The 15,347-nt window shown below is 39.7% G+C and carries 13 protein-coding genes; 7 read left to right on the top strand and 6 right to left on the bottom strand.

Annotated features, from left to right (window positions below; translation table 11 throughout):
* Positions 1-597: 597 nt before the first annotated feature.
* Positions 598-1,068 (bottom strand): hypothetical protein, encoded by a 471-nt coding sequence (locus BCL90_RS07805; protein ID WP_134380617.1) that lies wholly within the window; start codon positions 1,066-1,068, stop codon positions 598-600.
* Position 1,069: 1 nt separating this feature from the next.
* On the bottom strand, positions 1,070-2,008 hold the full coding sequence (locus BCL90_RS07800; protein ID WP_121283399.1) for a cytochrome P460 family protein: 939 nt from the start codon (positions 2,006-2,008) through the stop codon (positions 1,070-1,072).
* 180 nt (positions 2,009-2,188) lie between these two features.
* Here BCL90_RS07800 and BCL90_RS07795 point away from each other — a divergent pair, with 180 nt between their 5' ends.
* The 3 genes from BCL90_RS07795 (at position 2,189) to BCL90_RS07785 (ending at position 5,224) form a co-directional block, all read left to right on the top strand.
* Entirely contained in the window at positions 2,189-3,286 is a 1,098-nt protein-coding gene (locus BCL90_RS07795) for a LytTR family transcriptional regulator DNA-binding domain-containing protein (protein WP_121283398.1), read from the top strand.
* A 521-nt stretch (positions 3,287-3,807) separates the two neighbouring features.
* A complete protein-coding gene (locus tag BCL90_RS07790; protein WP_121283397.1) occupies positions 3,808-4,491 on the top strand; it encodes a hypothetical protein in 684 nt (227 codons plus the stop codon).
* Positions 4,492-4,522: 31 nt separating this feature from the next.
* Entirely contained in the window at positions 4,523-5,224 is a 702-nt protein-coding gene (locus BCL90_RS07785) for a SpaA isopeptide-forming pilin-related protein (RefSeq protein WP_134380614.1), read from the top strand.
* 129 nt (positions 5,225-5,353) lie between these two features.
* On the opposite strand, the gene BCL90_RS07780 is transcribed toward BCL90_RS07785, so the two are convergent.
* Positions 5,354-5,761 (bottom strand): VOC family protein, encoded by a 408-nt coding sequence (locus BCL90_RS07780; protein WP_121283395.1) that lies wholly within the window; start codon positions 5,759-5,761, stop codon positions 5,354-5,356.
* A gap of 537 nt (positions 5,762-6,298) precedes the next feature.
* Positions 6,299-6,850: a TerD family protein gene (locus BCL90_RS07775; protein ID WP_121283394.1), complete on the bottom strand. Its 552-nt coding sequence runs from the start codon at positions 6,848-6,850 to the stop codon at positions 6,299-6,301.
* Between the two features lie 428 nt (positions 6,851-7,278).
* Between BCL90_RS07775 and BCL90_RS07770 the strand changes: the two genes are divergently transcribed.
* The 4 genes from BCL90_RS07770 to araA all read left to right on the top strand — a co-directional run bounded on the left by BCL90_RS07770 (position 7,279) and on the right by araA (position 12,854).
* Positions 7,279-8,169 carry an alpha/beta hydrolase gene (locus BCL90_RS07770; RefSeq protein ID WP_244095074.1) on the top strand — a complete coding sequence of 297 codons (891 nt, stop codon included), beginning with the start codon at positions 7,279-7,281 and terminating at the stop codon, positions 8,167-8,169.
* Positions 8,170-8,500: 331 nt separating this feature from the next.
* Positions 8,501-10,201 (top strand): ribulokinase, encoded by a 1,701-nt coding sequence (locus BCL90_RS07765; RefSeq protein WP_121283392.1) that lies wholly within the window; start codon positions 8,501-8,503, stop codon positions 10,199-10,201.
* Positions 10,198-10,899, top strand: coding sequence for an L-ribulose-5-phosphate 4-epimerase (locus BCL90_RS07760; RefSeq protein ID WP_121283391.1), 702 nt, complete (start codon positions 10,198-10,200; stop codon positions 10,897-10,899). Before BCL90_RS07765 ends, BCL90_RS07760 begins: the two co-directional genes overlap by 4 nt.
* A 464-nt stretch (positions 10,900-11,363) precedes the next feature.
* Positions 11,364-12,854, top strand: a complete 1,491-nt coding sequence (gene araA, locus BCL90_RS07755; protein ID WP_121283390.1) for an L-arabinose isomerase — start codon at positions 11,364-11,366, stop codon at positions 12,852-12,854.
* Between the two features lie 493 nt (positions 12,855-13,347).
* On the opposite strand, the gene BCL90_RS07750 is transcribed toward araA, so the two are convergent.
* A complete protein-coding gene (locus BCL90_RS07750; protein ID WP_121283389.1) occupies positions 13,348-14,364 on the bottom strand; it encodes a zinc-binding alcohol dehydrogenase family protein in 1,017 nt (338 codons plus the stop codon).
* Between the two features lie 146 nt (positions 14,365-14,510).
* Positions 14,511-15,299: an SDR family oxidoreductase gene (locus tag BCL90_RS07745; RefSeq protein ID WP_121283486.1), complete on the bottom strand. Its 789-nt coding sequence runs from the start codon at positions 15,297-15,299 to the stop codon at positions 14,511-14,513.
* Positions 15,300-15,347 lie beyond the last annotated feature (48 nt).

Below are 15,347 nucleotides of genomic sequence, written 5' to 3'. Positions count from 1 at the left end.
TCTTTTTCAGCGAATGCAGCCGCTTTCTGGCTTGCTTCGCCTCTTCAGCCGTTTCTCTGGCAACTTCTTCCGCATAGGCTTTTTCCAACGCCTCGGCGGATTTTTTATTTAAAAAGATCGCTATGCTAAAATCCATAACAGCCGTTTATTGCCCTTTTTACCCGGCTGCTCCGACACAGCTATACACCAACAAAACCTTAGGCTTACTTTCTTCTTACCTGTTATTTAGCCATAGTTAACCCACCAATCTAAAGTGACGCAAATCTTTGACCTACCGAATCTACACCAGGACTACAACTCAACCGAAGTAAGTGTGAAGCAGTGTGCAAGCAGGTACGAAGCAGACCTGGCCGGAAGGCGGCCTAAACGTGGGGTAAATGTGGCGTGAAGGTGGAATTGGAATATTCTTTTTGGAGTTTTTTAATCAGATTGATTGATTTGGGTGATCATCCCTCTTGATTATCCTAATATACTAAAATTATGGTTTCTGTAGTGTGATTATTACATTTCTCAAAAAGACCATAGTTACGCTAAAGCATATAGCCGAAAGAGTAACCAGCAACTAAAATCTCCATACATCATATCTACAATGAAATATTAAGGCGATTTGGCAACTGGTATGGAAAGAATGATGGACAGCCTTTCCTCCTTTTTCAGGTCTAAACCAGAATTCCAGGCCGGTCCTTTAAAAAAAGTGTAGCTTTTTTGTCCATTCTGATCGAAATAAACACTTTCGATGGCCATTACCCGATCCGGAATACGGGCACCAAACCAATCCGGATCAGCTTTTCCTTTCCAGGTAACCAGGTAAAGTACCGAACCGGCAGCATAATCTGCATCATCCTTTAAACGTTTTGCGGCAATGCCGTTGCCATAAAGCGTCGACATAGTTTTTCTTTGTGGCTGCAAGCTAACGGCCATCGGTATCATCTCCAAAGGATTTTCAGGAAGTCTGGAAATGCTCGTTATCGAAGCTCCAGTATTGATCCGATCAACGGAATTTGGCTTACAGCCCGTCATCAACAATATCATAAGGGCAAATAGCCCTGCGGTGAATATTAATCTCATCTTATTTTTTGTTTAAGTCCTTAATATCAAACGGTGTGGTAAATACATAATCGTGATCACGTTCTGGCCTGTGGCAACTGATACATTCTGAATCAAATTTCACCGTTTTACCATAAGGCAAAAGGTTTTCCCCTTTCCACCGCGCCCAGCCCCAGCCTTTTGTACCGGCATACTGCTTAACATCTTTAATCATAAACTCCACCTGAACAAATTGGCCAGCATAAACACTTCCGTCTTTGCCTTGCTCCTGTTTCCATGCGGTTTTGGCAAAAATGGTTCCATCCGGCCATGGGTTTGTTTTACCCTCATGTATGGCTTTAACCGCTACCGGGTTGCCAAAAATGATGCGGATGGTGCCATTGTCGAAACGCTCCGTAGTACTTATTGCTTTCCAGTTGCGGTAATTGGGCAGATAAGCAATTCCGTTTGGCGATCTTTTCACTTCCATAACAGATGATTGCGCTGCTCCCTTCGAATTGCTTTTTGTACTGGCAGGTTTACTTAAGGCAGTATTTAACAGATAAGCCCTTAGCAGATCGATATCGTTCTGATCTAACTTTGCCGCAGGATGCAGTGCTGTATAACTGCTTAAAGGCATTTCTTTTGAAAGCATTCCGTTTAAGGCGAAATACAACATGGCATTACGTTTTGGGGTAGCGAGCGAATCCCACTGTGAAAAATCGAGCGCTTTTCTGCCGTCACGGATGTGCGAAGCCACCAAAAAATTAACAGGCGTGAGCCGGTCAAACCAAAGCCAGCTGGTTTGGGAAGAGTGGCAATCGAAACAGGACGTTTCCAATACCTTTGCCACTTCTTCCGGTACACCTGCAAGCCTTTTAACTTGCTGTGCTTTTGCTGAATGTAATTCCTCTGGCCTGATCAGCTGCGCCAGCAATACCAGGCTGAGGATGCCGATTACGATTTTGAATTTGAGTTTCATGGATTATTTTTTTAATCTGATCAAAATTAGCCTTCAAAGCACCCAATACACTATTACAATCCTATGAGAGGGATAAATTTAGCCTTAAAGGCGAATAAACCGCTTTGAATAGTCCGATCTTTTTAAGACCTTGACCTCTAAAATCGAATAAATTATTCTGGCGATTTTTAACTAACCCCTATGTTAAAAGGACGATTACACCTGCTACTTTTTCTTACCGTAAGCATTATGGTAACACTGATCAGTTACCTTTCTTTCCGTTACCTTTATAACAGTGCTGCCGAAAAGTTATGGGCCAGCAAACTGGAATCGGGTGCAAGGGAAAGCAGGGAAATTGGACGCTTGCTTGAACAGCAGCTGCAAAGCGGACTTGCGCAGCAAAAGGTGATCCGCAACCTGCAGCAAAGCATAGAAAATACCGATACCCAGGGCGAGTTTATCTGTATGTATGATAAAAACGGAATCGAACTTTGCCACCCCAATCCGGCACTCATCGGCCAGAAAATAGCGGAGGACAATTCTATGCTTCAGTCCCGAAATGGATCAATACCTTTTAATGAAGCCATTGCGCAACAGAAAAACCTGGGTGGTACGCGGAGTTTTCCGGAAGCGAAAAACAGGAGTTCAGAAATCGTAAATATTTATCCGGTAAAGGGCAGCGACTGGATCGTGGCGGCACATGCTAATATCGAAGTACTACAGGCTAAACTATCGGGTCTCTACACACAGTTTATCATTTGTTTTTTAACCACTGCGGTCATTATCATCGGGAGCTGTTTAATGCTGATCAGGCAGATTTATGGCCGGTATGAAAAATCGGTTTCATTAGAGATCAGTACCTTAAATGAAAAAGTGAACACTTTGGCCAGCTTAAATGAACAACTGGCCAGATTGCAACAGGAAAATGCTGTAGTTTCGCTAAATCCAGATAAGGAAACTGCCCGAAAAAGGATGATTACCTATTTAAAAGACGAACTGATCCACCTTGATATCACTGAGATAGCCTTTTTCTTTTTCGATGGTGCTGCTGTTAATATCATTACGCACAATGGCAAAAGCTATACTACTGCGTTGAGCCTTGATGAGTTAATGAAACAGCTTGACGGAGATACCTTTTACCGTGCAAACAGGCAGTTTATTATTAGTCTTAACGCTATCAAAACCATTTATATCTATGGCAAAAACCAACTGAAAATTGTGGTCGCACCAGAGCCCGATGAAACAATATTGATCAGTAAAAACAAGGTATCCGAATTTAAAAAATGGCTTGACAGGTAATTTTTCAACAAAAAATACATTAATACATTTAACTTAAAAATGAATGCTTTAGGTTATTAATGGCACATTCATTATCTACGTCCAAACATCGATTTTGCCTGGAAATATCTAGTGTACTTATAGTATTATTTCAACCCTGTCTTGATATTCCGGCAAAGGTTGCCCAAAGATTGCCTCCTGTTTAACTGATAATTTTATATTTTATCTAAGAATGGAGACGCATTTCATTTAGAGCCTGTTTAAGATTAAGTAAAATTTATTTCGTATGCCAGTCTGAGCGTAGTCGAAGACAATTTTTTGTAGTTAAGAGAAGCAATCGACTTCGCTCTTGTGAGAAGCTAGTAGAAGTAATGTAATTGAATAAAATTTAAACAGGCTCTTAAATTGAGCATTTAATTTTACACATAATCTTCTAACTCCACTGATTATCAAACCGCTATTTATGATGTCAATAATTTAATAAAAATAGTTAATGAGTACTCAATCATTATTCTATATTTGCGCCCAAAATAAATATGTATATGAAATCAAAATTAACCCTCTTAATTCTTCTAGTTGCAGCTTTCGCCGCCTGCAAAAAAACTACCAATGTTGATGTGACACTTTCAACCAGCGGAAAACTTACCTATAGGCTAACTGACGATGCCGGCAAAGGATTGGCAAATGTAAAAGTATCTTTATTTGACCGCACCGATACTTATTATTCAAACTACAATATCCTGTTAGAAACCCGTTTAACAGACCCGAACGGTTTGGCTGACTTTGGAGACCTTAATCCAAACAATTACATGCTTGTTGCCGATTCTGCGAAAGTTAATAACGTAGCTTATCTGGTTCAGGAGTATGTTCAGGTGCGTACTGGTGCTGTTAAGGCTAAGGAAACAAAAGTAACCGATTATTCAGGAACATTTGCGCTTACAGTTAGATCTTACAATAATAATCAGCCTTTAAAAAACATAGGTGTGATTATAATCCCGTCAAATAAATTCAATTATGCGTCAACTACCGCTGCCAATTTAAAAGTTGCCGATTTTTCGGGAGTTACCAACGATACGGGTTTGATCACGTTCAAAATCCCTTCGAATAAGCAGTACTCCGTGTATCTTTATAATACGGTTACCAATGCTTCTTACAATTATAATAATAGCGTATCGGTACAAAAAGATGCTACGGTTAACTATTTAATGAATATCTATCAACAATAGTTTGATCGCAAACGCGCTTATTTTATAGCATATGAAATGTAAAATTATGGTCCTGTTCGGGCTGTTTATTTTAGCACTCTCCTGTAAGAAGATTACCAACGTTAAATTAGTTGATGGGGTAAATTCTGGCAAATTGAGTTATAAACTTGTAGATGATGCAGGGAAAGGTTTAGCTGGTATTAAAGTTTCCTTATATGATGAACAAGTGAGTTTAAATCCAGGTTTCCCGGCTCCAAATGCATTAATTAGTACAATAACTACAGATCAGGACGGCGTAGCTTATTTCTCTGACCTTTTACCTAAAAATTACTTTGTAATTGCAGACACTGTAATTGTCAATAAATTGAGGTACCGTACCAATGAATTTATTCAGGTTGTTGCCGATACAGATAAAAAAAAGAGCACTAAAGTTTCTGATTTTTCAGGCTTTCTAAACCTTACACTGATCTCCAGAAACGACTACAGAACTCCCTTAAAAAACATGGGAGTGGTTGCTTATCCCGTTAATGACATTAAACTTAATTCGGGTAATATTTTTGATGTGGTTAATTCCTCAACCCTTAAAGGGGTAACGGACGCTAACGGATTTGTATCGTTTAGAGTGCCTTCGGATATGACTTTCGATTTTATTGTATATAACCTGACAAACCGCAATCTTGGTTATGGATATGGCAGTTACAGTGTTGCAAAAGATACTAAAAGTAGCCCTACACTCTATTCGTATCCGTTTTAACATAATAATATTATCAGGTCAGGAATTTTAAAAAAAACAAAGGGCTGTTCGAAAATGATCGGGCAGCCCCTTTTTATTTCCCGTAAAAATATCATTTAACCTGTAAATAGTCGGCAGATCATATCTGGTTTAATTACCCTTAAACTTTTCTATAGCTTCGGGCGTTACCGGAGTAAAAAGATTCACCAGATTGCCATCAGGATCTCTTAATAATAAAGATTGATTGCCCCAGGGCATAATGGTAGGTTCCTGTACGATTGCGCTTTTTAAGGAAACCGCTAATTGTTCGAAACGCTGCTGCACATCATCAACCCTGAATTCGATAATCATGCTACAGTTTTGTGCAGGTTGGGCAACACTGTCGCCACCAAAAAATTGTAAAGTGCGTATGCTCCCAATGGCCAGGGTTGCGCCTGGGGTTTTTAACTCGGCAAAATCAGGCGTGTATCTGGTGGCTTTTAAACCTGTTACCTGTTCGTAAAAATTGATGAGAGTTTCAATCTGGGCCGTAATAATGCGGGTGGATATTAAATTCATTGCTAATTATTTTAATTGTGCAACGAAGGTATCGGCTGCTCATGACAACCGTTTGTCAGGGCTTGTAATTTTTTACTTTTTCCTGTACATATTCCTGAAGAATAAGTTGATATGGGGCCCTGATGTTGCGGTAAAATATAAAGGAATATTTCGTGTTGGCTTATCTGATATATCCTGCTCTGCTTTATCCCGATGAAAAATCGGGGATGCTGCCTCGATCAGTGCTATGAACTTAGGCTTGTGGCACAGAAAGCCGACATAGTAGCAGAAAATGACTCAACTAAACCTGATCGAACGAATGCCATTTTTCATGGCAGAAGGTAGAGCAGGAAGAAATTAAACTATGGAATACTGCAATTGCTTTCCTGATAATAAGCCATCAAATGTTAATGTTAATCATGATGCAGGTTGCACCAGTAGTATATTATATGAAAATATAGGCGTTTTTTTTTTGCGCATTGTCATTCGCTTTTTTAATTTAATGCTGCTTCGCTAGTGTACACTAACCTCCAGAGACTGGAATGTTAACCTATTTATTTACTGGTACTTATTTACATAATCCTGAAGTCCGCCTTTCATTCCTACACCTACGGCTTCAAAACGCCATTCTCCATTGCGACGGTAAATACGGCCAAACTCTACAGCAGTTTCAATAGAGAAATCTTCTTCCAGTTCATATTTCATAATTTCTACCCCATTGGTGTCTACAATGCGTACGAAAGAGTTTTTAACCTGCCCGAAGTTTTGCCTGCGTGCCAAAGCATCATGAATGGTTACCACAATGCACAATTCGCTGATCGCAGGGTTCACAACCGTAAGATCAACATGGATCGCTTCATCATCACCATCTCCCTCTCCTGTCAAATTATCGCCTGTATGGGTAAGGGCGCCATCCGGAGAAATTAAATTATTATAAAACACGAAATATTCATCAGCAATCAATTTCCGGTTTTCGCCAAGCATAAATACAGAGGCATCTAAATCGAAATCGTAACCGCTCGAAGCACTGTTGGTATCCCAGCCCAGCCCGATGGTAAATTTTGGAGCACTTAAATTTTCGCGTTGTCCTTTTTGAAGATTAATGGCCATGTAATAACAGGTTGAATTTTAATGCCCGCAAGCTAAAGTTAAATCGAGATTATTGCAATGCCCGGGAAAAAATATTGGGTATTTGTAAAAAGGTATGAGCAGCGATTGTTTTTTTGAAAATGCACGGCAGGTTTTCTTTGGGACGGCAGTCCTGCTATCTCTGTTAGTCCTCCCCCGATGAAACCTGTGAAACAAGCAAGCACTCAATAAAAACAACATAGACTATGCATAAATCGGGCTCCGGGCTAACCTGCTCTATCAGGTTTATTAAACAAAGGTTGGGTTTTCGTGGCGGAAATCCTGTGCCTGGTTCCGATTGGGCTGAGAATTTAGCTTCCAGAAGATATTTTTAGCCGCATTTTAGTCAATAGATACAAAGAAATCATTAATTTTCGGCAGATCTGTTCAACAAACATGATTTCTATCTAATGAAACTACAAAAGCATCCCCATAAAATATTTTTAATTGCGCTATTGTTTTTTTGCCAGCTAATGGCTTTTGGGCAAACAAAAAAAAAGAAACTCACAAGTAACACTAAACCTTTTGTGCTTGGCGTAATAGATGAAATACAATCGGGAGAACTGGCAGAGAAAAGAATCCTGAACATATACCTTCCTGAAGGTTATAATCAAAGCGACAGTACCAGATATCCGGTAATTTATTTGCTCGATGGTTCTGCCGATGAAGATTTCATTCATATTGCAGGGCTTGTACAGTTTAATAGTTTCGAATGGGTAAATCAGGTTCCAAAATCTATTGTAGTTGGCATTGCAACTGTTGATCGTAAAAGGGATTTTACATTTCCTACATCGATTGAGCGCGATAAGAAAAACTATCCTACAACTGGCCATTCCGATAAATTTATTTCTTTTATTGAAAAAGAACTTGAGCCTTATATTCAGTCAAAATATAAAACGAATACAAACAAAACCATTATCGGTCAATCTTTAGGAGGTTTGCTGGCTTCCGAAATTTTAATCAAAAAGCCTGATCTTTTTAATCGATACATTATTATTAGTCCAAGCTTATGGTGGAACAATGGTTCGTTGCTCAATCAGGATTCGAAAATCAGTGAAAGTACCTTTAACCAGCAAACCGCGGTTTACATTGCTGTTGGTAAAGAAGGACTAACGCCTACCGAAATTCCCAGGGTAATGGAGGTGGATGCAAATGTATTGGCCGAAAAGATAAAAGGTTTTAAAAACAACACTGTTAAAGTCTATTTCGATTATTTACCACAAGAGAATCATGCAACAATCATGCATCAGGCGGTTTCTAATTCTTTTAAGTTTTTATATCCCCTTTTGAAAAAAGAGTAACGCCAGCTCAGCGTCTACCTCAGGGAAATTGCTCTTAAAACATTTGCAAAAATTAATTAGCCACGGAAGCACAGAAATCACTGAGGAGATTAAAGTTTTTCCGTGTTTTTCGTGCTTCCGTGGCAAACATAATGCTTAGACATGCACAGAAAGAGGAAGAATTATCAGAGAAAAGTTAAAAGCGATTTCCCTGGCGTCTGCCTTTTTAAGGGACGGATATTCCATAAAAAATGGTAAAGCTATTCTCCTAGAATTAATGTTTTTAATGAAAAGAATAATTAAATTTTTAAATTCAAATAAATAAACGTTAATTAGACATTTATTTATTGTTATGAGCAACGCAAACTATGTAATTGGAGTAGATTACGGGTCAGATTCTGTCCGGTCTGTTCTAGTCGATACCGCAAACGGAAAAGAAATCGCATCATCTGTTTTTCTTTATCCAAGATGGCAGAAAGGTTTATATTGTAAACCCGCTGTTAATCAGTTCCGCCAGCACCCATTAGACTATATTGAAGGTTTAACCCACACCATAAAAGATTGCCTTGCAAAAGCCGGCGGTGCAGAAATTGCAAAGCTGGTAAAAGGTATTTCGGTTGATACAACCGGATCAAGCCCGGTTGCTGTTGATGCAACAGGTACTCCCCTTGCTTTAACCAAAGATTTTGAGGATAATCCAAATGCTATGTTTGTGCTTTGGAAAGACCATACATCAGTTAAAGAAGCGGCCGAGATTAATGAGCATGCTACAAAATTCACTACGAATTACCTTAAATATGTTGGTGGCATTTATTCTTCAGAATGGTTCTGGGCTAAATTGTTATATATCTTAAGGGTTGATTCAAGTATTAAAAAAGCTGCAGCGTCCTGGGTAGAACACTGCGATTGGATTCCATTTTTACTTTGTGGTGGAAATGATATCACAGAAATGAAACGCAGTCGTTGCGCTGCCGGGCATAAAGCACTTTGGGCAGAAGAATTTAACGGTTTACCTCCGGAAGATTTCTTTAGTAGTCTTGATCCGCTTTTAGCCGGCTTTAGAGATAAATTATTCACCGATACCTATACTTCTGATATTGCTGCAGGAACATTGAGCGAAGAATGGGCAACTAAACTGGGCTTAAGTACAGATGTAGTTGTTGGTGTTGGCGCATTTGATGCGCACATGGGTGCGGTAGGCGGACAAATTGAGCCTTACTACCTGAGTAAAGTAATGGGTACAAGTACCTGCGATATCCTCGTTGCACCTAACCAGGATTTAGATGGCAAATTGATTAACGGTATCTGTGGACAGGTTAATGGTTCAGTAATTCCGGGAATGGCAGGTTTAGAGGCGGGGCAATCTGCTTTTGGCGATGTTTATGCCTGGTTTAAGAACTTAATCAGCTGGCCGTTGAATCATTTATTGACCGAATCGGCACTAATAGATGAAGCTACAGCAATTGCTTTAAAAGAAGAACTGGAGGCTAAAATTATTGCCAATTTAAGTAAACAAGCTGAGGCTTTAGAAGATACTGATTATGCAGAACTCGCGATTGACTGGTTAAACGGTCGCAGAACACCGGATGCAAACCAGGAACTTAAAGGTGCGATAACCGGTTTAGGTTTAGGAACTGACGCACCACGCTTTTTCCGTGCATTAGCTGCTGCCACCTGTTTTGGTGCTAAAGCTATTGTAGATCGCTTTAAAGAGCAAGGTGTACCTGTAAAAGGGATTATCGGCATTGGCGGGGTAGCAAAAAAATCTGCCTATATCATGCAAATGATGGCCGATGTATTGGAAATGCCAATCAGAATTCACCGTTTCGAACACACCTGTGCATTAGGTGCGGCAATGTTCGCTGCAGTTGCAGCAGGTGTTTATCCGAATATTGAAGCAGCAATGGCAGCTATGGGAACAGGTTTTGAAAAAGAATATAAACCAAATATTAAAAAGCAAAAACTTTACCGCCAGCATTACCAACAATATTTGGGACTAGGCAGATACCTGGAGAAATACAATAAAAAAGATGTAAAACCTTATTTATCATGAGCAACTATCAGGATATAAAAGAACAGGCCTACCAGGCCAATATGCAATTGCCTAAATTGGGACTGGTGCTTTTTACCTTTGGTAATGTAAGTGCTGCCGACCGTGCAAGAGGGGTATTTGCGATTAAACCAAGCGGTGTACCTTACGAAGATCTATCGCCGGACAAAATGGTCATTGTAGATTTTGACGGAAATACAGTTGAAGGCAATTTACGCCCCTCATCAGATACCAAAACCCATGCGGTTTTATATAAACACTGGAAAGAAATTGGGGGGATTGTACATACACATTCTACCTATGGTACGGCCTGGGCACAGGCACAAAGGGCAATTCCAATTTTCGGAACCACACATGCCGACCATTTAACTGTTGATATTCCATGTGCGCCACCTATGGCTGATGAAATGATTAAAGGAAACTACGAGTACGAAACCGGTTTCCAGATTATGAACCATTTTGAAAGTTTAGGCCTGAGTTATAAAGAAGTCGAAATGATTTTAGTGGGTAACCACGCTCCATTTACCTGGGGCAAAACGGCCGATAAAGCAGTTTATAACAGCGCGGTTTTGGAAACTGTAGCACAAATGGCTTTATTAACCGAGCAGATTAATCCGCAGGCCCCAAAGCTGAAAGATTCGCTGATTGAAAAACATTATGAGCGGAAGCATGGTGCCGGGGCTTATTATGGACAGAGTTAGATTAGTCCACAGTCATGAGTCTAAAGTCTTCAGTCTTGAATACAGAGATAAAGTGGCATAAAAGTTTAAAGAATTAGGAAAGCAATTGTAGTGGTGCTGATTCCATGTTTGGTGGCTCACCAAACAATTTTTTAAATATTAACAATAGATTAAAATATTTAGCGATTTGCTTTGGAAAGCAATGGCAGCATCATTTAGGTTACAACAGTCCCGCCCCCGCTTCTGCCGATTGAAAAAAATCGGCATCTCGCTACGGTCGGGTTTAGTTGGCTAAAATTGTACTGCTATTGAGGATAAAACGGAAAGCAGAACTGCAGTAACCGATGAATACGGAACCTTGCTTTTCAAAAAAAGAATATGAATAATGTTCTATGAGGACATAGGCCACGGAAGAGAAAAACATTTCGGTCTGTGAGGACACATACCGAGGGGAATTGAATAAATTAAAAATAACATAGATAGTAATGATTGATTTAAAAAAATTACAAGTTTGGTTTATTACGGGTACGCAACATTTGTACGGTGAAGAAACCTTAAAACAAGTAGCAGAACATGCACGGCAAGTGGCTGATTCGTTAAACCAGAACGGAAGTATTTCTGTTTCGGTTGTGTACAAACCGATTGTAAAAACAACGGAAGAGATTTTCGAAACCTTGCAACAAGCCAATATTGATGAGAATTGTATTGGGGTAATTACCTGGATGCATACCTTCTCTCCGGCTAAAATGTGGATCAGGGGGTTGAATGTTTTGCAAAAACCGCTATTGCATTTACACACACAGTTTAACAGAGACATTCCATGGAATACCATTGATATGGATTTTATGAACCTGAACCAAAGTGCACATGGCGATCGTGAATTCGGTTTTATGGTGTCGCGTATGCGTAAAGATCGTAAAGTGGTTGTTGGTCATTGGCAGGATGAAGAAGTGGCTAAACAGATCGATACCTGGTGCAGGGCTGCTGCAGGCTGGCACGATTGGCAAGGCGCTAAATTTGCCCGTTTTGGTGATAATATGCGTTATGTGGCCGTTACAGATGGCGATAAGGTAGAAGCTGAAATGAAATTTGGTTTTGCAGTAAATACTTATGGCATAGGTGATTTAGTAGCAGTAATTAATGGAATTAGTGAAGATGATATTCAGACTTTGCTGAAAGAATATGATGCTACTTATGAAATGGCCGATGATTTAAAAGCTGGCGGTGCAAGACACTCATCAGTTTACGAGGCAGCTAAAATTGAATTGGGTTTACGTAAGTTTTTGGTTGATGGTGGCTTTAAAGGTTTCTCTGATACTTTTGAAGATTTACATGGTATGATTCAGTTGCCAGGGATAGCAGCACAGCGTTTAATGGCCGATGGTTATGGTTTCGCTGGTGAAGGTGACTGGAAAACAGCAGCTTTAGTACGTGCATGTAAGGTAATGGGTGCAGGTTTAGCCGGTGGTAATGCATTTATGGAAGATTATACTTACCACTTTGATCCGGCAAATTCGATGGTTTTAGGTTCACACATGCTTGAGGTTGATGCTTCTTTAGCGAGTGGAAAAGCCAGTTTAGAAGTTCATCCATTGGGCATTGGTGGCAAGGCAGATCCTGCCCGTTTGGTTTTTAATGTTGCCGGTGGTGATGCTTTAAATGCATCTTTGATTGATATGGGCAACCGTTTCCGTCTGTTAGTGAACGAAGTAAAGGCTGTAGAAGCTGAACATGATTTACCAAATTTACCGGTAGCCCGTGTATTGTGGAAACCACTTCCTGATATGAAAACGGGTTGTGCAGCGTGGATTTATGCAGGTGGTGCACACCATACCGCTTATAGTCAGAATTTAACCACTGAGCATTTATTGGATTTTGCCAATATTGCGGGTTTAGAATATGTAAACATTGGTGCTGATACCAAAATCAATCAATTCAGAAATGAATTGCATTGGAATGAAGTTTTTTATAAATAGTTTTTGATTAACTAACGCTCAATGTTCAGGCCGGTAATTTTAGGATTACCGGCCTTTTTTTATCACTTCCGAAGTGTTAACGGCTTGGTGAAATGGAAACTTCGGAAATCTTAAAGTATGTCTATTAAAATTACTTTGGGCGATAAAATCGCCTTTTCCGGGCATCCTCGTTACAAACGAGGACGATTTAAGATTTGTCTAGAACTGTCGTCATCTCGATCCGATAGCTATCGGATGAAGCGCAGCGAAATGGAGAGATCTAAAATAGATTTCTCAACTGCTTGTCGTTCATTTACCATTTACAGATTTCAGTAGAAGTTCGTCATTCCCGCGCAGGCGGGAATCTTAAAGCTTATTGCATTAAGATTATTCATAAGTTTCTCTTGTTTCAAAGGCATTCATGAGCACTCCGTGGTTCCCAATCAAGTTGGGAATGACGATTCTACCGACTATCAATTCACTAAAATTCCTCTTTTAATTATAAACATGAGGGTTATTCTATGCTAACCATTGCTTTAATCACCCCATTTTTTGGATCTAACCAGCTTTCAAACTCATCTTTTACTTCTTCAAACTTTACCTGGTGCGTAATATAATTGGTAGGATTAACCAAACCAGCTTTCATTGATTTTATCACATGCTCAAAATCTTCAATGGTGGCATTTCTGCTGCTCATTAATGTCGATTCGCGCTTATGAAACTCAGGGTGATTAAAAATCAAATCTCCTTTTTGCAATCCGATTAAAACAAACCTTGCCCCATGTGCCATATAATTTATAGCGTTATTGATTGCTTTTTGATTACCTGTAGCATCAATTACTACTGTTGGCATATCGCCATTGGTAATATCACTAAGTTGTTGCGTTACATCAGGTGAAAGGGCATTAACCATATATTCCACCTTCAGTTTATCTTTACAGAATGCTAAACGGTCTTCGTTAATATCTAAAGCGATTACATTGGCTCCGGCAATTCTGGCGAATTCCATTGTACCTAAACCAATTGGCCCCGCACCGATAACCAGTACAAATTCTCCTGGCTGAACATCTGCCCTGCGAACACCGTGTGCGCCGATGGCTAAAGGTTCAACCAAAGCAAGTTCATCATAACTCAATCCTTCGCCGTGTAAAAGTGTTCTGGATGGAACCTGTAAATATTCGCGCATCCCGCCATCTACATGTACCCCGCAAACCTGCATTTTAACACAGCAGTTGGGTTTATTCATCCGGCAGGCAATACATTCGCCACAATTAAAATATGGGATAAAAGTAACGGCCTCTCCTATTTTAAAACCATCTGCTCCATCGGCTTCAACCAATTCGCCAGATAACTCATGACCTAACACTCTTGGGTAATTAAAGAAAGGTTGGGTGCCTTCAAAGGCATGTAAATCAGTTCCGCAAATGCCAATTCTTTTAATTTTTATAATCGAATGGTCTTTTTTTAGTTCAGGTTTTTCCGTTTCTGAATATTCAAAGGTTCCAGGTGTGGTACAGGTAAGGGTTTTCATTTTTATTTTAATGATTGAATAAGAAAAATCGTCATCTCGACTGAAGCGCAGTGGAATGGAGAGATCTGCTTAGATAGATTTTGCTTCGCAGAGCCTTCGGGTTCTCGACTACGTTGCACTCCGCTCGAAATGACGTTGTAAGTGGATTAAGCGTTTGCCAAAGCTCTGTCTAAATGCACATAACCACCATCAACGTGAATAATCTGTCCGGTGGTATGGCTTGATTTATTCGACATTAAAAAAGCTGTCATATTTGCAATTTCTTCAGCTGTTGTCATTCTGTTTTCTAATGGAATTTTAGAAGTGATTTCTTTTAGCTTTTCTTCAGCATCATCCAAAGTTTCAATCCAGGTTTCGTAAGCGGGCGTCCAGCATTCGGCAACCACAACTGCATTTACACGGATTCCATATTTAAGCAACTCTACTGCCCATTCCCGTGTTAAGGCATTTCTACCTCCATTAGCAGCAGCATAAGCTGAAGTATTTCCTTGTCCTGTTTCTGCTGTTTTAGAGGTGATGTTTACAATTGCCCCTTTACTTTTAATTAATTCTGGCAGCGCGTGGTGTGCCATCAAATAATAATGCACCACATTTTTATGTAATGAAGCCATAAAGTCTTTATAATTTCCACTTTCTAAACCTACACCGTCATTAACACCTGCGTTATTCACTAAACCATCAATTCTTCCGAATTGAGCTACAATGTTTTTCACCACCGTTTCACAATCATCTGGGTTGGATAACTCAGCCACAAACTGCGCGGCTTTTCCTCCATTTGCAGTTATTGTATCAACTACTTTTTGATTGTCTTCTGCTTTTCTACCCACGATTACCGCAATTGCATTTTCTTTGGCAAACACTTCTGCAATACTACGACCAATGCCCTTTGCAGCACCAGTGATGATAATAACTTTTTCTTTTAATTGTAAATCCATGTTTTTTATTTTTTTTTTGTAGCGTCCCCCTGAACTTGTTTCAGGGTC

Origin of the sequence: Pedobacter alluvionis, assembly GCF_003664035.1 — a bacterium.
In the GTDB taxonomy this organism is placed as follows: Bacteria; Bacteroidota; Bacteroidia; order Sphingobacteriales; family Sphingobacteriaceae; genus Pedobacter; species Pedobacter alluvionis.
Note: the sequence above shows the minus strand (reverse complement) of the source record. Positions and strands in the feature narration are given on the sequence as shown.